General features: G+C 68.2%; 18 protein-coding genes. 7 read left to right on the forward strand and 11 right to left on the reverse strand.

What is annotated here, in order from left to right:
• Positions 1 to 96: 96 nt before the first annotated feature.
• The 7 genes from MC380_RS06280 to MC380_RS06310 all read right to left on the reverse strand — a co-directional run bounded on the left by MC380_RS06280 (position 97) and on the right by MC380_RS06310 (position 7,217).
• Positions 97 to 771, reverse strand: coding sequence for a DUF484 family protein (locus MC380_RS06280; protein ID WP_242163703.1), 675 nt, complete (start codon positions 769 to 771; stop codon positions 97 to 99).
• A complete protein-coding gene (gene dapF, locus MC380_RS06285) occupies positions 768 to 1,619 on the reverse strand; it encodes a diaminopimelate epimerase (RefSeq protein WP_242102441.1) in 852 nt (283 codons plus the stop codon). The genes MC380_RS06280 and dapF overlap by 4 nt, the downstream gene beginning before the upstream one ends.
• The gene (locus MC380_RS06290) at positions 1,606 to 1,863 is read right to left on the reverse strand and encodes a lipoprotein (protein ID WP_242102440.1); all 258 of its coding nucleotides are present in this window, start codon (positions 1,861 to 1,863) and stop codon (positions 1,606 to 1,608) included. Before MC380_RS06290 ends, dapF begins: the two co-directional genes overlap by 14 nt.
• Before the next feature lie 22 nt (positions 1,864 to 1,885).
• Entirely contained in the window at positions 1,886 to 2,275 is a 390-nt protein-coding gene (locus tag MC380_RS06295) for a YbaN family protein (RefSeq protein ID WP_242163705.1), read from the reverse strand.
• Between the two features lie 68 nt (positions 2,276 to 2,343).
• Positions 2,344 to 4,482: a S9 family peptidase gene (locus tag MC380_RS06300; protein ID WP_242163871.1), complete on the reverse strand. Its 2,139-nt coding sequence runs from the start codon at positions 4,480 to 4,482 to the stop codon at positions 2,344 to 2,346.
• Between the two features lie 186 nt (positions 4,483 to 4,668).
• Positions 4,669 to 6,783 (reverse strand): prolyl oligopeptidase family serine peptidase, encoded by a 2,115-nt coding sequence (locus tag MC380_RS06305; RefSeq protein WP_242163708.1) that lies wholly within the window; start codon positions 6,781 to 6,783, stop codon positions 4,669 to 4,671.
• A 98-nt stretch (positions 6,784 to 6,881) separates the two neighbouring features.
• Positions 6,882 to 7,217, reverse strand: coding sequence for a hypothetical protein (locus tag MC380_RS06310; RefSeq protein WP_242102436.1), 336 nt, complete (start codon positions 7,215 to 7,217; stop codon positions 6,882 to 6,884).
• A 118-nt stretch (positions 7,218 to 7,335) separates the two neighbouring features.
• On the opposite strand from MC380_RS06310, the gene MC380_RS06315 reads away from it, so the two are divergent.
• Positions 7,336 to 7,917 (forward strand): lipocalin family protein, encoded by a 582-nt coding sequence (locus MC380_RS06315; RefSeq protein WP_242163710.1) that lies wholly within the window; start codon positions 7,336 to 7,338, stop codon positions 7,915 to 7,917.
• Positions 7,918 to 8,113: 196 nt separating this feature from the next.
• Here MC380_RS06315 and MC380_RS06320 read toward each other — a convergent pair whose 3' ends face one another.
• A complete protein-coding gene (locus MC380_RS06320; RefSeq protein ID WP_242163712.1) occupies positions 8,114 to 9,019 on the reverse strand; it encodes a patatin-like phospholipase family protein in 906 nt (301 codons plus the stop codon).
• The gene (locus MC380_RS06325) at positions 9,019 to 9,987 is read right to left on the reverse strand and encodes a YafY family protein (RefSeq protein WP_242102433.1); all 969 of its coding nucleotides are present in this window, start codon (positions 9,985 to 9,987) and stop codon (positions 9,019 to 9,021) included. Before MC380_RS06325 ends, MC380_RS06320 begins: the two co-directional genes overlap by 1 nt.
• 98 nt (positions 9,988 to 10,085) lie before the next feature.
• On the opposite strand from MC380_RS06325, the gene MC380_RS06330 reads away from it, so the two are divergent.
• From MC380_RS06330 to MC380_RS06355, 6 genes are all read left to right on the forward strand, one after another.
• A complete protein-coding gene (locus MC380_RS06330; RefSeq protein WP_242163714.1) occupies positions 10,086 to 10,778 on the forward strand; it encodes a hypothetical protein in 693 nt (230 codons plus the stop codon).
• Positions 10,779 to 10,949: 171 nt separating this feature from the next.
• Entirely contained in the window at positions 10,950 to 13,811 is a 2,862-nt protein-coding gene (locus tag MC380_RS06335) for a molybdopterin oxidoreductase family protein (protein ID WP_242163716.1), read from the forward strand.
• Positions 13,808 to 14,011, forward strand: a complete 204-nt coding sequence (locus tag MC380_RS06340; protein ID WP_242102430.1) for a hypothetical protein — start codon at positions 13,808 to 13,810, stop codon at positions 14,009 to 14,011. Before MC380_RS06335 ends, MC380_RS06340 begins: the two co-directional genes overlap by 4 nt.
• Positions 14,008 to 14,739 (forward strand): 4Fe-4S dicluster domain-containing protein, encoded by a 732-nt coding sequence (locus MC380_RS06345; RefSeq protein ID WP_277929291.1) that lies wholly within the window; start codon positions 14,008 to 14,010, stop codon positions 14,737 to 14,739. The genes MC380_RS06340 and MC380_RS06345 overlap by 4 nt, the downstream gene beginning before the upstream one ends.
• A gap of 76 nt (positions 14,740 to 14,815) precedes the next feature.
• Positions 14,816 to 15,778, forward strand: coding sequence for a DmsC/YnfH family molybdoenzyme membrane anchor subunit (locus tag MC380_RS06350; protein WP_242102429.1), 963 nt, complete (start codon positions 14,816 to 14,818; stop codon positions 15,776 to 15,778).
• A 137-nt stretch (positions 15,779 to 15,915) separates the two neighbouring features.
• On the forward strand, positions 15,916 to 16,785 hold the full coding sequence (locus MC380_RS06355) for a DUF481 domain-containing protein (protein ID WP_242102428.1): 870 nt from the start codon (positions 15,916 to 15,918) through the stop codon (positions 16,783 to 16,785).
• 42 nt (positions 16,786 to 16,827) lie between these two features.
• Here MC380_RS06355 and hemC read toward each other — a convergent pair whose 3' ends face one another.
• Positions 16,828 to 17,730 carry a hydroxymethylbilane synthase gene (gene hemC, locus MC380_RS06360; protein WP_242163718.1) on the reverse strand — a complete coding sequence of 301 codons (903 nt, stop codon included), beginning with the start codon at positions 17,728 to 17,730 and terminating at the stop codon, positions 16,828 to 16,830.
• 84 nt (positions 17,731 to 17,814) lie between these two features.
• Positions 17,815 to 18,543: a LytTR family DNA-binding domain-containing protein gene (locus MC380_RS06365; RefSeq protein ID WP_242102426.1), complete on the reverse strand. Its 729-nt coding sequence runs from the start codon at positions 18,541 to 18,543 to the stop codon at positions 17,815 to 17,817.
• Positions 18,544 to 18,585: the final 42 nt, after the last annotated feature.

Below are 18,585 nucleotides of genomic sequence, written 5' to 3' on the forward strand. Positions count from 1 at the left end.
TGGGGGGGGGGGGCGCGCCGTTTTTTTTTCCCCCCCCCCCCGGGGGGGGGGCCCCCCCCCCCCCCCCCCCCCCCCGCTCCCACAAGTGCTTCGATGTCACCCATCGAAGCGGCGCAGCGCGGTGGCCAGCGACTCGGCCATCATCCGCAGGAACAGGGTGCCCATGCCGGGATAGAACCGATTCGGATCGAGGCTGCCGACGGCGATCAGCCCCTGGCCCGGCATCGGCAGCAACGCGCTGGACTGCACCTCGTCGGCGCGCGCGCCGTACAGCAGCGCGTGCTTGTCCGGTTGCAGACGGCCGCATAGCGGTTCGCCATCGGCCAGGCAGTCGCGGAACGGATCGACATGCTTGTCGCCCTGGTCGATCACCTGCAGCCAGCCGGCGTCGTCAAGACCGACGACCGGGCGGAACGACACGATCCGCACCAGATCCCCCTGGAAATCCTCGGCCAGCGCGGCGGCCATCGCGCGCAGGGTGTCGGCGGCGCTGTTCTGCTTCAGCAACGCGAGCGTGAGCTGGTGGGTGCGCACGGCCAGACGTTCGTTGACCTGGGCATTGCCGAACAGCTCCTGCAGGCGGCGGTTGAGCTCACGATTCTTGTCGCGCAGGACTTCCAGCTGGTAGCTGGCCAGCGACGCGGCCGGGCCTGCGTCGCGCGGGACCACCAGGCTGACGGCCAGGTCCGGGAACTGGCGCAGGAATTCCGGGTGCCTGCGCAGGAAGGCAGCCACCTCGTGCGCGCCGAGCTTCTCGGTTGAATCGATCATTGCAGCCATTCCCCGTCGAAAACGAATGCAGCAGGGCCGCCCATCAGGATCGGCGACGTGTCGTCGGGCCAGGTGATGTCAAGCTCGCCGCCCGGCAACGATACGACGGCCTCGCGATCGAGGCGACCGCGCCGCATCAGCACCGCCGCTGCCGCGCAGGCGCCGCTGCCGCAGGCCTGGGTCTCGCCCACCCCGCGCTCGTAGACGCGCAGGCGGATGCGATCGCGCGCAACCGGTTGTGCAAAGCCGACGTTGACCGACTGCGGGAACGCCGGGTCGGCCTGCAGTAACGCGCCGATACGTGCCACTTGCGCGGCGTCCACATCGAGCACCTCGATCACTGCGTGCGGATTGCCCATCGACACCGCGCCGAAATGCAGCGGCTCGCCGTGGACCTCCAGCGCATACTCGTCCTGCGCTTCGGCGAAACCGCGCAACGGCACGGCCTGCGGCGCGAACTGCGGCACGCCCATTGCGATCCGGTAGCGGCCTGCACCCAGGGCCTGCACGGCATGACTGCCGGCAGGACTATCGAGCACGAAGCGCTCGCCCGGCGCGGCGCCATCGCGCGCCAGCCAGGCGGCCACGCAGCGCGCGCCGTTGCCGCATTGGCGCGAGGTCGAGCCGTCCGCATTCCAGATGCCGTAAGCCGCGACCGCCGCACTGCTGCGCGCAGCCTCGATGGTCAGGATCTGGTCGCAGCCCACGCCCGTGTGGCGGTCGGCAAGCGCGCGGCACAATTCGGGCGAAGGATCCGGGGCGCCGCTGCGCAGGTCGAGCACGACGAAGTCGTTGCCCGCACCATGCATCTTGGTGAAGCGCAGGCGCCGGGGATCAGGGTGTGCCATCGTCCGCGGGCGGCGGCGGTTCGACCGGATCGGCCGGCGCGGGTTCGTCCTCCTCCACCGTCGGCTCGGTTGCCGGATCCACGGGGGTGGCTGACTCGGTCGTGGTCGGCGTTTCCGTGGTCGGCGCGGTGTCGGATTCCTGCGCTTCGGGGGCATCGGCCTGCACCAGCGGGCCCTTGTTGCCGCAGGCCGACAAACCCGCCAGCAACGCGGCGCACAGCAGTAAACGCATGATCGTGTTCATGTCCGCATGGTAACGCGGAACGCTAGGAGGGTGGCTGCTGGGCCGGTTCTGGCCGGCGCCACAGCCAGAAACCGACGATCGCCATGCAGGCGATCGGCAGCACGGTCATCCACCAGCGATGCGCGGGGAAGCGGGTCATGATCGCGAGCAGGATCAACGCGCTTCCCAGCATCGCCAGCGTCGCCGACCACTTGGCACGCCGGCTCACCGCCCCATGCCGTTGCCAGTCGCGGATCGCCGGACCGAAGGTCCGGTGCCGCAGCAGCCAGCGATGCAGGCGCCTGGAGCCACGCGCGGCGGCGTAGGCTGCCAGAAGCACGAACACCGTGGTCGGCAGCACCGGCAAGAAGATGCCGACGATACCGACCCCGAGGCTGGCGTAGGCCAGCAGCCACCACACCCAACGCGTCATGGCCCGATTGTAGGAGCGCCACCGCGGCACGAGAGGTCGCGGGCACCCGATCGCGCAGCGATGCGCATTTACGGCGCCGGTTCGGCCACTCCCAGCTGGTCGAGCATGAACGCGTACATTTCCGCCGTTTCGCGATACCTGCGGAAGCGACCGGACTTGCCGCCGTGGCCGGCTTCCATGTTGATCCGGAACACGACCGGCTGGCTGCCGGTGTCGAGGTCGCGCAGGCGTGCGACGTATTTGGCCGGCTCGAAATACTGCACTTGCGAATCCCACAGGCCGGTGCCGACGAACATGGCCGGATAATCCTGGGCCTTGAGGTTGTCGTAGGGCGAATACGAGAGCATGTAGTCGTAGTACTCCTTCTGCTCCGGGTTGCCCCATTCGTCGTATTCGTTGGTGGTCAGCGGGATGCTCGGATCGAGCATGGTTGTGACCACGTCCACGAACGGCACCTGCGACAGGATCACGCGGTACTTGTCCGGCGCCATGTTGGCGATCGCGCCCATCAGCAGCCCGCCCGCGCTGCCGCCGAGCGCGGCGACGCGATCGGGCGCCGCGTAGCCCTGCCGCACCAGATACTCGGTGACATCGATGAAGTCGGTGAAGGTATTCTTCTTGTTCAGCAGCTTGCCGTCGTCGTACCACTTGCGACCCATTTCCTGGCCGCCGCGGATATGGGCGAGCGCGTAGACCATGCCGCGATCGAGCAGGCTCACGTTGGTGACGCTGAAGCCCGGGTCCATCGATGCACCGTAGCTGCCGTAGCCGTACTGCAGCATCGCCGCCTTGCCGTTCTTCTCGAAACCCTTCTTGTAGACCAGCGACACCGGGATCTGGGTGCCATCGCGCGCCGGCACCCACACCCGCTCGGTGACATAGCGGGCGGGATCGTAGCCGCCGAGCACGGGCTGGCGCTTGAGCAGCCGGCGTTCTCCCGTGCTGACGTTGAGTTCGTAGGTGGTGGCCGGCGTGGTCAGCGAGGTGTAGCTGTAGCGCAGCCAGTCGCTGTCGGGCTCGGAATTGACGTCCAGGCCCATCGAATACGCCGGCTCGTCGGCCTTGACGTATTCCTCCTCGCCCTTGGCCTTGAGGATGCGCACGCGCTCGAGCCCGTCGGAACGCTCGGCCACGGCGGTGAAGCCGTCGAACAGCTCGAAACCTTCGATGTAGACGTCGTCGCGGTGCGGCACCCAGTCCTTCCAGTCCTTGCGCGAGGTGGAGTCGCTCGGCGCGGTGACGATCTTGAAGTTCTTCGCACCGTCGGCGTTGGTCCGGATCACCCAGCGATCGCCGAGGTGCTCGGCCTGGTATTCCACGTCGCGCTGGCGCGGCGCGAGCACCACGAACTGCGCCGGGTCGGCGGCCGGCGCGCAGCGCTGCTCGCTCGAGACCGTGCTTTCCACGCCGATGCAGATGTACTTGTCGTCGCGGCTGCGGTCGATCCCCATGTAGAAGCTGTCGTCGGGTTCTTCGTACACCAGCGCGTCCTGGGCGACGGGCGTGCCCAGCACATGCTTCTTCACCCGCTTGGTAAGCAGGGTCTCGGGATCATTCTCGACGTAGAACAGGGTGCGGTTGTCGTCCGCCCAGACCAGGTTGGCGGACACGCCGGTGATCTGCTCGGGATAGGTCTCGCCGGTGGCCAGGTTCTTGAAGCGGATCGTGTACTGACGGCGGCCGTTGGTGTCGTCGGCATAGGCCAGGATGGTGTTGTCCTGGGTGACCTCGTAGTCGCCGACCTGGTAGTAGTCCTTGCCTTTCGCCATGGCATTGACGTCGAGCAGCACTTCTTCGCCATCGAAGTCGCCGGCGGCGTTGGCCTGCTGGATCGATGCCGCGTCCACGCCCGGGCCGTCCTTGCGCCGCGCGTGCACCGGATAGTCCTGCCCGGTCTCGAAGCGGCTGTAGTACCACCAACCGCGTTCGCGGTAGGGCACCGAGCTGTCGTCCTGCTTGATCCGGCCGACGATCTCCTGGTACAGCCGCTCTTCCACCGGCTTGAGCGGCGCCATCACCGTATCGGTATACGCGTTTTCGGCCTGCAGGTAGGCGAGCATCTGCTTGTTTTCGCGCTTGTCGTCGCGCAGCCAGTAGTACTCGTCCTGGCGCTCGGCGCCGAACGGAGCCTTGACCACGTGCGGCTGTTTGACCGCGTCAGGCGGGGTGGGCGGTATCGGTGCGGCGGCGTGCGTGGTCGTGGTCATCAGGCCTAGTGCGAGGAAGAAGTGAGTCGGCTTCATGGATGGGGTCCGTGGGTGGGGATCGCAACGGCATTCGCCGGATCCTTGTTCCGTCATCCCGGCGCAGGCCGGGATTTTCTGTTTATTGAGACGGTCATCAAGACGCCGGCACGCAGCTTGCGTGGGGCGACGACCCGGCTCCGCCGGCGGTCATTCGCCGAGCTGTTGCCAGAGGAAGGTATAGGCGAGTGCCTGCATGTGCGCGGCCTGCTTGTTGTCGGCGGCGCCGCCATGCCCACCTTCGATGTTCTCGTAGTAGCGCACGTCCTTCTGCGCCGCCGCCATCTTCGCCATCATCTTGCGCGCATGGCCGGGATGGACGCGGTCGTCCAGGGTGGAGGTGGTGAACAGCACCGGCGGGTAATCCTTTGCAGGATCGAACAGGTGGTAGGGCGAGAACTTCTGGATGAAGGCCCACTCCTCCGGCTTGTCCGGATCGCCGTACTCGGCCATCCATGAAGCGCCCGCGAGCAGTTGGTTGTAACGCTTCATGTCCAGCAGCGGCACCTGGACCACGATCGCGCCGAACTGGTCCGGATACTGGGTGAGCATATTGCCCATCAGCAGGCCGCCGTTGCTGCCGCCCTGGGTGCCCAGGTGCGCGGGCGAGGTGATCTTGCGATCCACCAGGTCCTGCGCCACGGCCGCGAAGTCCTCGTAAGCCTTGTGCCGGTTGGCCTTGAGCGCGGCCTGGTGCCAGCGCGGGCCGTATTCGCCGCCGCCGCGGATATTGGCCAGCGCGAACACGCCGCCCTGCTCCAGCCAGCCTTTGCCGACGCCACCCGAGTAGGACGGCGTCATCGAGATCTCGAAGCCGCCATAGCCGTACAGCAGGGTCGGCGCGGTGCCGTCCAGAGCGAGGTCGCGCGGACGCACCAGGAAGTACGGGACCCGGGTGCCATCCTTCGAGGTGGCGAAATGCTGCTCCATCGTGTGCTTCGAACCATCGAAGAACACCGGGTTGGACTTGAGTTTCTCCGGCGCTGCACCGACCTGCGCCAGCGACAGCGTAGTGGGGGTGAGGAAATCGGTGGCCGTGAGCCAGACCGCCTCGCTCTCGTCCGGATCCACCGCCGACACCGCCAGCGTGCCGATGCCCGGTGCGCCGACGAAGCCGGTGCGCGTCCAGCCGCCCTCTCCCGGCGTGACCACGCTCAGCTGGTTCTTGACGTCCTGAAGCACGTTCAGCACCAGATGCGACCGGGTCCAGTCGAAACCGGCGAGCGAACTGTTGGCGGTGGGTTCGAACAGCACCTCGAACTCGCGCTTGCCGGCCATGAAGTCGTCGAATCTAGTCGCAAGCAGCGAGCCTGCCTGGTAGGTCCTGCCGCCGACTTCCCAGGGTTCGCGCAGTTCCAGGGTCAGCCATTCGCGATGCACCGACTTGTTTGCCGAGTTGGGCGCCTCGATCTTCGCCAGCGTGCCGTCGCCGCGGCGCAGGTACAGCTCGTCGTTGTAGAAGGCGATGGTGCGGCTGACGAGATCGCGCTGGAAGCCCGGCGTGTGGTCGCGCAGCGCGGCGATGTACATGTCGCCCGGCCCGCCTTCGTACACCAGGGTGGCCGATTCCAGCGGGGTCCCGCGCTTCCACTGCTTGACGATGCGCGGATAGCCCGATGAGGTCATCGAACCCGGGCCGAAATCGGTATAGACGTAGACCGTGTCGGCATCGATCCAGCCGAGGCCGCCCTTGGCTTCGGGGCGGAAGAAGCCGTCGCTCACCCACTGCTTGGTCTCGAGGTCGAATTCGCGGGTGACGTCGGCATCCGAGCCGCCAGGCGACAGCGCGATCAGACAGCGCTTGTAATCGGGCTTGAGGCAATCGGCGCCGTGCCAGACCCATTTCTTGCCGTCGGGAATCTGCTCGGCTTCGTTCAACGCGTCCAGATCGATGACGGTTTCCCAGGCAGGCTTGTCCTTGCGGTACTCCTCCAGCGTGGTGCGGCGCCACAGGCCGCGCTGGTGGTGCTTGTCCTTCCAGAAGTTGTAGTAGTAATCGCCGATCTTTTCCACGCCGGGAATCTTGGCGTCGGAGTCCAGGATCGCGAGGATGTCCGCCTCGAGCTGCTTGAACTGCGGCGTGCTGGCCAGCTCGGCTTCGGCCTTGGCGTTCTGCGCGCGGACCCAGTCCAGGGCCTTGTCGCCGCTGACGTCCTCCAGCCAGGCATAGGGGTCGTCGCTGGCGGGGGCTTGGGCATGCGCACCGGCGGCGGCGAGTCCCGCCGCGATCCCTACGGCATGGCAGGCATGGGCAAGCTTGGACATGCGGCGGAGCTCCGGTTCAAGGGCGGGCAACGCTAGCACAGGCGTCCGCACGCATTGGCCTGCCCAAGGTCACGTTCCGGCCCTTGCCGAAGCGACGCTCAGGCCGCGCGTACCGAACGCCGCGCACCGGGACGCAGCGGACGCCGGCGCGCCTGGCCACCCCGCCGGCGCCGCGGCTGCCGGCGCGCGGCGGCCGATGCCGGCCAATGCGGAATCCGGAAGCGATGCAATGCCCAGAGCGCGCTCAACGGCATGCCCAGCAGCCATAACGGCATCCAGCCCAGCCATGCGTTGTGTCCGCGCGCCGCGGGGAACAACAGCACGAGCGTGGCGCCCAGCCACAGCGTCCGCAACACCGCAGCCCGGAGCCGGGGGTCGGGCGAATGGAACAGCGGACGGCGCACCGCGGGTGTCATGGCGAGGACACTGGACATGGCGAAGATCCTTCGGTTGGCGATGCCGTTCAGACTCCTGCACCCCCATCTCACAGCTTGCGACTTAGGCTATGCATCGCCGATCCACCCGGTTTCCCGATCCAGGCACCCCGTCTCCATGACCCGACGCCCCCGATTGCTCCTGCTGTTCGCCGCCATGCTGCTGGGTCTGCTGATGGCGGGCTGCGGCAGTACGCCCGAGCGGCATACCGAGCCGCTGGCCTATGTGGATCTGCCGCGGTTCATGGGCACCTGGTACGTGATGGCGCGCATTCCCAACGCGCTCGAACGCGGCCACATGGCCAGTCGCGACGTATACACGTTGCAGCCCGACGGCAAGATCGCGGTGCATTACGTGTATCGCACCGGACCGCGGGAGCCGGAGAAGATGCTGGACATCGTGGCCTCCGTGCTGCCCGGCACCGGCAACCGCGAGTGGCGGATGCGCTTCTTCAAGATCGTGCCGACCCGGCAAAGGATCCTGGAGGTCGCGCCGGACGGTTCGTGGGCGCTGATCGATTCGCCCGGACGCGACCTGGCGTGGATCTTCTCGCGCAAGCCGACCATGGACGACGCCCAGTACCTGGCGCTGCGCAAGCGTATGCAGGCGCATGGGATCGATACCGACAAGGTCTGGCGCGTCCCGCATACGGCCGAGGAAGTCGGCCGTCGCGGCTACGACATTCCGAAGAACGAATAGCCGCGCCGCGGGCGTGTATCCGCCGGCGACGGCTTCCAGGCCGGCGCAGCGGCTTGGAGATGGATTGGGTTGGAACATTTGGATCTTGCGCGCCACCGAATAGCGGGTAGCGCGCATGAGACGCTCCACGGCCTTCGGGCGGCTATTGGCGGAAGGCTCGCGACTGACGTCGCTCCTACGATCGCTCCCGCAGGCTTCAATAACCCGCCGCGTCCAACGCCTTGTCCGCCTCGGCGCGGCCGATGGCGATGACTTCGCGTGCGCGCCAGAATTCGTAGAACAGGCAGGCGTCGCGCGGAATCCGGATCACCAGTTCGGGTGGGTCCAGCGCCAGCTGCACGCGCGAGATCTGGGCCTGCATGGTGTCGAGCGAGCGGGCCATGATCTCGGTGAGGCTGATGGCCTCGTCGTCTTCGCGCAGGCGCTGGTCGAGCTGGCGCTCGACCCAGCGGGTGAACCGGTTGCGCCCGGGGTCGCCGTTTTCCGCCTCGCCCTCGGGCGCGGGAGATCCGGGCGGATGCGCCGGCCAGCCATGCATGTCCACCGCGATCAGCCGGTGCGCGTCCGACAGGCGCGTCGCCGCAATGGGCAACGGCGCCAGCAGGCCGCCGTCCACCAGTTCGCGTCCGTGCACTTCGGCCGGAGTGAACAAGCCGGGGATGGCGAACGAGGCCCGGATCGCCTGCCACAATGGCCCGGTGCGCAGCCAGACCTCGCGCTGGCGCAGCAGGTCGACCGCCACGGCGACGAACGGAATCGGCAGCGTCTCGATATCGGGATCGCCCACCACATCGCGCATCGCCCGCACCAGGCGCTGGCCATGGAACAACCCGCCTTGCCCCAGCGCAGGATCGGCGAGCAGGCGCAGGAAGTCGGCGCGGCTCATGCGCTCGAGCTGCTCGCGGAATTCGGACAGCTTGCCTGCGGCGAAGATGCCGCCGACCAGCGCGCCGCTGGAGGAGCCGGCGACCGTGCTGATCCGCAGCCCGCGCGCCTGCAGGGCTTCGATCACCCCGATCTGGGCCAGGCCGCGCGCGCCGCCGGCGCCGAGCGCGAGCGCGACCTTTTCGCCCTGCGCGATCTTCGGGGCTTCGGCCGCCATCAGCGGTCGTAGTTGGACAGCGCGAGCGCCAGCAGAGACTTGGCCTGTTCGCGCAGCGAGGGCGGCTCGACGATCTCGGCGTCGCTGCCGTAATGCAGCACATCCATCAGCAGTTCGCGCGGCGCGCTGTAGGGGATCTTCAGCTCGTAGCGGCCATCGGACAGCATCCGGCCCTGCTGCTGCGAATGCCAGTGCTCGTCGGCCACCCAGCGCGCGGCCTTGGGGCTGAACACGATGGTGGCCCAGCCCTTGGGTTCGCCGGAAAAGATGCCGTAGCTGCCGGCCAGGTGCTGGTTGAGTTCGGCCTCGTCGATGTCACGCGCGGCGGCGTCGAGCACCCGCGCCGCGGCGATGCGGTCCACCGAGAAGCTGCGCAGCGCGTCGCGCTCATGGTCCCAGGCGTCCAGGTACCAGTTGTCGCGGTAATGGGTGACGCGCTGCGGCGACACCGTGCGCCTGGTCTTTTCGTCGGTGGAGCGCGCGCGATAGTCGAACGCGAGCTGCTTGCGGTCCAGCACCGCGCTGGCCACCGCGCGGAAGGCGTGCTCGTCGAGCTTGCGGGTGCGGTGCGGGATCACCCGCACCCGCTCCACCGGCCAGCGCTTGCCTCCGGCCTGTTCGGCCAGCAGCGCCTCGACCCGCCCCTGCAACGGGGCGAGCGCGCTCGAGAGCACCCCACCGCCGGTCCGTGCGAGCAGCTGCTGCGCCGCAAGCAGGGCATGCAGCTCCTCCGAGCTGAGCCACAGACCCGGCAGCTCGAAGCGATCGCCTTCCTTCTGGTCGTAGCGGAAACCGGCCTCGCCATCGCCCACCACCGGCGCCATCAGCGCATCGCGCAGGAAGGCCAGATCGCGGTACACGGTGGCGCGCGAGCAGCCGAGGTCTTCCTGCAGCCGCGGCACCGTCACCGGATAACGCGCGGCCTTGAGAATCCGATGCAGGGCGTTGATGCGTTCGTAACGGTCCATGCGCGGATTATGCCGCGTCGGCCGCCAGGCAGCCGCTTTGCCGTTTGAAGGGAGATGGTGGTCGCGATCGTCGCGTTCCACGCCCGCCGGAGCAGTCCATGACCCGCTATGTCGTCGCCACGAGCGCGATCGTCCTCATCGCCACGCTGGGCGCCTGCAAGGCCTCCTCCCCCGCCGCACCGGTTGCGGACGGCAGCACGGCCGCGACGGCAGCCAGCGGCGAAAGCCGCGAATCCGGCATGGCTGCCACCGCGCAGGCGCTCAACCCGCTGGCCACGCCCAAGGACGCGATGCTGGCCTCGATGAAGGCGTTCCGCGACGTGCGCAGTTACCACGCCAGCATGCGCATGGAGGGCGGTCCGGAAGGGGTGATGACCAATGAAATGGACTTCGTCGCCCCGGACCGCTACCGCATCACCATGAAGAGCCGCGGCATGGAAGTGCACAACGTGCGTATCGGCAACGACACCTGGATGACCATGAACGGCCGGACCAGCAAGGTCACCATGCCGCCGGGGACCATGGACCAGTGGCAGGACATCATGCACAAGAGCCAGGAAACGATGGACGTGGAGGCGCAGGGCCGCGAAACCATCGACGGCGTGCCCACCCGCAAGTACCTGATCCACCAGACCGACCCCAAGCCCAGTGACGTGGCGGTCTGGATCAACAGCGACGATCTCGTCCACCAGGCGCGGATGCAGAGCGATTACCAGGGTACGCCGATCACCACCACGATCCGCTACACCCGCTACAACGACCCGGCGATCATGATCGACCCGCCGCAGTAATCATTCGGGAACCTGTGGGAGCGGCCTTGGCCGCTCCCACAAGGTCGCTCCCGCCGGGGACGCATGCGGCACAATGTGCGCCATGCGCAAACCGCAGCTCAATCTGTCGCCCTCGCCCGGCGACGAGGTCAAGACCACGACCTGCGTGTGTGCGCGCGCCGGCAGGTGCGCATGAGGCAGCCCATCCTCAATCTGTCGCCTTCGCCCGGCGACGAGGTCAAGACCACGACCTGCTACATGTGCGCATGCCGCTGCGGCATCAAGGTGTGGCTGCAGGACGGGCAGATCCGCTATATCCAGGGCAATCCCGCACACCCGGTCAACAAGGGCGTGCTGTGCGCCAAGGGCGCGAGCGGGATCATGCAGCACTATTCGCCCGCCCGGCTGAGCAAGCCACTGTTGCGCACTGGCGAGCGCGGCAGCGGCGAGTTCAGGGAAATCGAGTGGGAAGAAGCGCTGCAGATCGCGACTGCCTGGCTGGCGCCGATCCGCGAGCGCAATCCCGACGAGCTGGCCTTCTTCACCGGCCGCGACCAGTCGCAGGCCCTGACCGGCTGGTGGGCGCAGCAGTTCGGCACGCTCAACTACGCCGCGCATGGCGGCTTCTGTTCGGTGAACATGGCCGCTGGCGGGTTGTACACGCTCGGCGGCAGCTTCTGGGAATTCGGCGAACCCGACTGGGAGCACACCCGGCTGCTGATGCTCTGGGGCGTGGCCGAGGACCACGACTCGAATCCGATCAAGCTCGGCCTGGGCAAGCTCAAGGGGCGTGGCGCGAAGATCATCGCGGTCAACCCGGTGCGCACCGGCTACGGCGCGATCGCCGACGAATGGATCGGCATCCGTCCGGGCACCGACGGGTTGTTCGCGTTCGCGCTGATCCATGAACTGCTGCGATCGGATCGCATCGACCTGGACTTCCTGGTGCGCTACGCGAACGCGCATTGGCTCGTGGTCCGCAATCCGGGCGGCGCGGACGATGGGCTGTTCGCGCGCAACGAAGGGGGCGATGTGCTGTGCTGGGATCGCGACGACGCGCGCCCCGCACGCGCCGATGCCATCGGCATCTCGCCGGCGATCGTCGGCGAATACACCCTGCCCGACGGGCATCGCGCCGTGCCGGTGTTCCAGCTCGTCGCAGAGCGCTATCTCGATCCGCAGTATTCGCCCGACGCGGTCAGCGAGCGTTGCGGCATCCCGGCCCACACGATCCGGCGGATCGCACGAGAACTCGCTGAAGCTGCCTTCGAATCGAATCTCTCGCTGCCCATCGCCTGGACCGATGCCTGGGGCCGCGAGCATGCGCAGATGGTCGGCCGCCCGGTGTCGATGCACGCCATGCGCGGGATCAGCGCGCACAGCAATGGCTTCCACACCTGCCGTGCACTGCATCTGCTGCAGCTGTTGCTGGGCGCGGTGGATGCGCCTGGCTCGTTCCGTTTCCAGCCGCCGTATCCCAAGCCGATCCCACCGCCCAACCGGCCGGGCCGGACGCGCCGGGACGACGGCACCCTGGACGCACCGCCACTCGGCTTCGTGCACGGACCCGAAGATCTCGTCGTCGATGCCGATGGCCAGCCGCGCCGTATCGACCACGCCTTCTCATGGGCGTATCCGCTCTCCGCGCACGGCATGCTGCACACGGTGATCCGCAACGCGCACGCGGGCGATCCGTACAGGATCGACACGTTGCTGATGTTCATGGCCAACATGAGCTGGAACTCGGCCATGAACACGCGTCAGACCATGCACTGGCTGACCGACAAGGACGAAGCCGGCGACTACCGGATCCCGCACATCATCTATTCCGATGCCTATGCCTCGGAGATGGTCGCCTACGCCGACCTGGTGCTGCCGGATACGACCTATCTCGAACGCTTCGACGCGATCAGCCTGCTCGACCGGCCGATCTCCGACGCCGACGCCGCCAGCGACGCAATCCGGCATCCGGTGTTCGAACCGGCCACGCAGCCCGACGACCAGGGGCGCCCGCGCGACGTGCGCGGCTTCCAGTCGGTGCTGCTCGACCTGGGCGCACGCCTGGGCCTGCCTGGCATGGTGCACGCCGACGGCTCGGCGCGGTACCGCGACTACGCCGACTACATCGTCCGCCACGAACGCGCGCCCGGCGTCGGCCTGCTGGCCGGCTGGCGCGGCGCCGAGGGCGACGAGGAAGGCAAGGGCGCGCCGAATCCGGAACAGCTGCAGCGCTATATCGAGCACGGCGGCTTCTGGCACGCGCCGGTGCCCGAATCGGCGCGCTATTTCAAGATGGCCAACCGCGACTACCTGCAATGGGCGCAGCGGTTCGGCTTCGTCGGCGCGACCGAACCGATCGTGCTGCAGCTGTACTCGGAAACCCTGCAGAAATTCCGGCTCGCCGCGCAGGGCCATGGCGAACACCAGCCGCCGCAGGCGCACCGCGCACGGGTGGAGATGTATTTCGATCCTCTGCCGATCTGGTATGAGCCGTTCGAGCACGACCAGACCTCGCGCGAGCGGTTCCCGCTGAACGCGGTCACCCAGCGCCCGATGTTCATGTACCACGCCTGGGGTTCGCAGAACGCCTGGCTGCGCCAGATCGCCGCACGCAATTATCTGTACCTGCATCCGGCCACCGGCGAACAGCACGGGATCGCCGACGAAGACTGGATCACGGTGTCATCGCACCACGGCAGCATAACGGTGCAGGCGAAGTTCGCATCCAATGTGCAGCCGGGCACGGTCTGGACCTGGAACGCGATCGGCAAGCGGCGCGGCGCGTGGAAGCTGGCCAAGGATGCACCGGAAGCGGCGCAGGGCTTCCTGCTCAACCATCTGATTTCCGACCTCACTCCGCGCGGCGATTACGCCAACGCCGATCCGGTCACCGGACAGGCCGCGTGGTTCGACCTGCGCGTGGCGATCGGCAAGGCGCCAGCGCAGTCCGAGGTGTCGCAGCCGCAGTTCGCGCCGCTGCACGCGCATCCGGCAGATGACCGACCGCTGCGCTACGGCGCCAGCTTGCGCCGCCGCAACAGGACCGGCCCATGAACGTACTGCGCATCCTGGCCGGCTGGGCCTGCATCGTGGCCGCGCTGGCGTTGATCGTGCTGTTCGCACTCGGCGGCGCGTCCGGCGTATCCGCGCCGGCTTCGCCTGCACTGATGGCGCACTTGCCGCTGGTTGCGGTCGGTCTGGCACTGCTGGCCGTAGGGGTGTGGCTGCTGAAGAAGGGAAAGCCCTCGCGATGACCGCCCTGCCGCCGCCATCGACGAAGAAGCTCGGCCTCGTGATCGACCTGGACACCTGCGTCGGTTGCCATGCCTGCGCCACCAGCTGCAAGGAATGGAACGCCGGCGGCATCGCCGGGCCGCTCACCGACGAACGTCCTTACGGCAAGGACCCGCAGGGCGTGTGGTTCAACCGCGTACACAGCTACGAAGTGGCCGAAAGCCCGGCGCAGCCGGCGATCACCCTGCACTTCCCGCGTTCGTGCCTGCACTGCGAGACCCCGGCCTGCGTCACCGTGTGCCCCACCGGCGCCAGCTACAAGCGCGCCGAAGACGGGATCGTGCTGGTGGACGAGGACAAGTGCATCGGCTGCAAGCTGTGCAGCTGGGCCTGCCCCTACGGCGCGCGCGAATACAGCGAGGTCGAGGGCGTGATGAAGAAGTGCACGCTCTGCGTCGACCGGATCTACAACGAACATCTGGACGAAAGCGAGCGGCAGCCCGCCTGCGTGCAAGCCTGTCCCACGCGCGCGCGCCATTTCGGCGACCTGGGCGATCCCGACTCGGACGTGTCGAAGCTGGTCGCCGAGCGCGGCGGTGTGGCCCTGATGCCGGAACTCGGCTATGCGCCAGTCAACCGCTATCTGCCGCCGCGTCCGCGGCGAGGCGGCGCCGCAGCAGTCGCCGAAGAGCCGGAGCCGGAAGATTCCGGCGTCGGCCGCTGGTTGAACCGCATCCTGCGGCGGTGACCGGCGCGGCCGCCTGCCAGCGCCCGCGCGCATCCTGACCGCATCTTTCCTTCGCACCTCCATCCGCGACCGCGCCGTGCATCCAGCCCTTTCCGTCATCCTGTTCACCACCCTGTCCGGCGCCGGCTACGGCCTGCTGATCTGGACCGCGCTCGTCGCGCTGTATGCGCGGCCGGGCGATGCCGGCGGACTGCTGGTGTGCGCGCTCACCGGCCTGGTGCTGGCGACCGTCGGCCTGCTCAGTTCGATGCTGCACCTGGGCAAACCGGTGCGCGCCTGGCGCGCGTTCTCGCAGTGGCGCACCTCCTGGCTGTCGCGGGAAGGGGTGATGGCAGTGGTCACCTACATTCCCGCGCTGCTGCTGGCCGGCATGGCCTGGCTCGAATGGCTCGATCCCGAGTCCGTCGTTTTTCGCTCGTCCGGACCGACGGTCGCAGTGCTCGTCATCGCCCTGGCCACCATCGCCTGCGCCCTGGCGACGATCGTCTGCACCGCGATGATCTACGCCTCGCTCAAGCCGATACCTGCCTGGCGCCACCGGCTGGTCGTCCCGGTCTACCTGGTCTTCGCGCTGCTGGGCGGCCTGGCACTGCTGGCAGCGATCCTGTCCGCAGCTGCCGCTCTGCCTGCGATGCGCATCGTCGCCACGGCGCTGGCGCTGTTGGCGACCCTCGCGGCCGGGCTCAAGCTGGGCTATTGGCGCGCCCTCGACCGGACGCAACTGCCCGCCGATCGCGGCGACGCGGTCGGGCTGCCGGGACGTGCGGTCTCGGTCTTCGAGCGTCCGCATACCGAAGCCAGCTACATCACGCGCGAAATGGCGTTCGTGGTCGCGCGCCGGCATGCGCGGCGATTGCGTGCGCTGGCGCTGCTGCTGTTCACTGGCGTGCCGTTGCTGGCCGTCTATCTGACGATGCACGCCGGGCTGGAGGCGAGCTGGGGCTGGGGCGCGGCCGCGGCGGCGATCCTGGCAGGCAGCTTCGTCGAGCGTTGGCTGTTTTTCGCCCAGGCACGGCACATGGTCACGCTGTACTACTGAGGGGCCCGCAGCGTCGGGCGGCCGGTCCCTGCGCAATCGTCGAAGCGTGAACCGCGTGCGCGCGTGGACCGCCGCCGGCGGTGGAATTTGTCGTGATGGGCCGGCAGAATGGGGTTGTAACCGCTTCCAGCCTGTCCATGCTTGCCTCGCTCTGGCTCGTGGTCGCCGGTCTTCCGGTCTTCCAGCAGCCTTTCGCCGCCGTCCCCGAACAACCTGCCGCGATCGCGCTCGCCGCGGGCGAGGTCTCGCTGCGTCGGCCCTGCCTGCGGCTGACGTGCGTGGGCGCCGAGTGGGAACCGCCGGCACCGGCCACGACCTACGCCTACCGCGATGACGAGCAGCCGGTGGTGCGTTCCACGCTTCCGGGCGAGCAACGCGGCGGCACCGCACTCCAGGTTGCGGTCTCCCGTCCTGACTGGATCTACCAGCGCGTGGATTACAGCCGTGCCGTCACCGGTTACGGCATCGCCCCGATCCGCAATGGCGACACCACGCTGCAGATCGAGGCCGGCACCGGCGTGCGACTGCAGCCCTACCTGGACAAGGGAACCGCGAAACTGGGGCCGATCGCCCGCGGCCGGGTCCTGCTGGAGCAGCGCATCGGCGAAAACGCCGACCTCAAGCAGGAGCTGGTGATCGAAACCGGGCGCGCCAATACCTATGTGCATAACGCGCTGGGGGTGGACATGCGCCTGATGCCCCAGCTGCGCCTGAATTCCGGCCTGCAGATCGAGCACGACAGCGCCGGCGATGGCGGTCGCGGCAGCACCGACATGCTCGGCAACCTGACCATGCAGCGCGATTTCGGCAAGCGCGCATCCTTGACCCAGCAGGTCCTGGTCGAGGCCGGCGACCAGGGCATGCAGCTGCGCAGTGCGATCGGCCTGCAAATGCTGCTGCGCCCGGAATGGACCCTGTCCACCCGCCTGGAACAGCTTCGCGACGACACGACGAACGACGGCGCGCCTTCGACCCAGGGCAGCTTCCAGCTGCGCCGCACCTTCTAGCAACCCCGGACACGGTGAAAACGCGCGCGGCACGCACTCACGTTAGAGCAGGGCGCCGGCACCATCCTCAAGCAGCAGCCCCGCCACGCGCCGGCCCAGCGCTTCCGGATCACCCTGATCGCCCTGCCCGTCCGCGCGCACGATGCGTCCGTCGCCCGCATCGCCCACCAGGCCGTGCAACCGCAACTGCCCGGCCTGCAATGCGGCAAAGGCCGCGATCGGCACCTGGCAGCTGCCATCGAGCGCGCGGTTGAGGGCGCGCTCGGCCTCGACGCAGGTGCGCGTGGCGGCGTCGTCCAGCACGGACAGCAGCACGTGGGTGGCGTCATCGCCTTCCCGGCATTCCACCGCGATCGCGCCCTGCGCCGGCGCGGGCAACCAGTCGGGAGCATCGAGCCGGGCACGGATACGCGCCTCGAAGCCGAGCCGCTGCAATCCGGCGCAGGCCAGCACGATCGCGTCGTAGTCGCCCGCATCGAGCTTGGCCAGGCGGGTGTTGACGTTGCCGCGCAGGTCGAGCAGCTGCAGGTCGGCGCGGCGCGCGCGCAGCTGCGCCTGCCGGCGCAGCGAGGACGTGCCCACGCGCGCGCCTGGCGGCAGCGCATCGATGCCGGTGTAGCCGTTGCTGACGAAGGCATCGGCATGGTCGGCGCGCGCCAGGATCGCCGGCAGGGCGAAGTCCGGTTCCAGCGCCATCGGCACGTCCTTGAGCGAATGCACGGCGCAGTCGGCGTGGCCGCGCTGCATCGCCTCTTCCAGTTCCTTCAGGAACAGTCCCTTGCCGCCGATCGCCGATAGCGAACGATCCAGAACTTCGTCCCCGCGGGTCGACAGCGGCACCAGCTCGATCGCCAGGTCCGGGTGCGCCGCGCGCAGACGCGCGGCGACGTGTTCGGTCTGCCACAGGGCGAGCGGGCTCTTGCGGGTGGCGATGCGAAGAAGCACGGGATTCGGGATTGGGGATTGGGGATTGCTAGCGGATTCTAGCGGTCGCCCGCTTTCGCGAATCCCGAATCCCGAATCCCGGCATCAAAGATGCTTCACCGTCTCGCGCACCTGGCCGACGCAGCGTCGGCTGACCTCCAGCGGCTCGCGGCCGTGGCGCAGGATCGCGTGCACGTGGCCGTCGGCGGCGCGGCGCAGTTCGACCAGCTCGTGGCGCGCCACCAGGCAATTGCGGTGGATGCGCACGAAGCGCTCGCCGAATTCCTCCTCCAGCGATCTGAGCGACTCCTCGATCAGGTCCTCGCCACGTGCGTGATGCACCACCACGTATTTCTCTTCGGCCTGCAGGTAGTGCACATCGTCGACCGGAATCAGGCGCAGCGAGCCGCGCATGCGCGCGCACAGATGGGTGCGACGCTTGCCCGCGCCCGGTTCCTCGGCGGTGCGACGCCCCGCCATGAAGCGCCGCGCGCGCTCGAGCGCGCCCGCCAGGCGCTCCGGACGCACCGGCTTGACCAGATAGTCGACCGCCGCGGCCTCGAATGCAGAGAGCGCGTGCGCGTCGTAGGCGGTGCAGAACACCACCGCCGGGCGCGGTTCGAAGGCGGCCAGATGGCGCGCGGTCTCCAGCCCGTCGATGCCGGGCATCGCGATGTCCAGCAGCACGACGTCGGGCATGTGTTCGGCACAGGCATGCAGGGCGCTGTGGCCATCGGTGGCCTCGGCCACGACTTCCACATCCGGCTGCTCGGCCAGCAGGCTGCGCAGGCGTTCGCGCGCCAGCGGCTCGTCGTCGGCGATGACCACTTTCATGCCGTTACCTTGCACGTCGCCACCTGGATCGCTGCCACGGCC

Origin of the sequence: Lysobacter sp. M15 (assembly GCF_022662515.1) — a bacterium.
In the GTDB taxonomy this organism is placed as follows: Bacteria; Pseudomonadota; Gammaproteobacteria; order Xanthomonadales; family Xanthomonadaceae; genus JAKPBU01.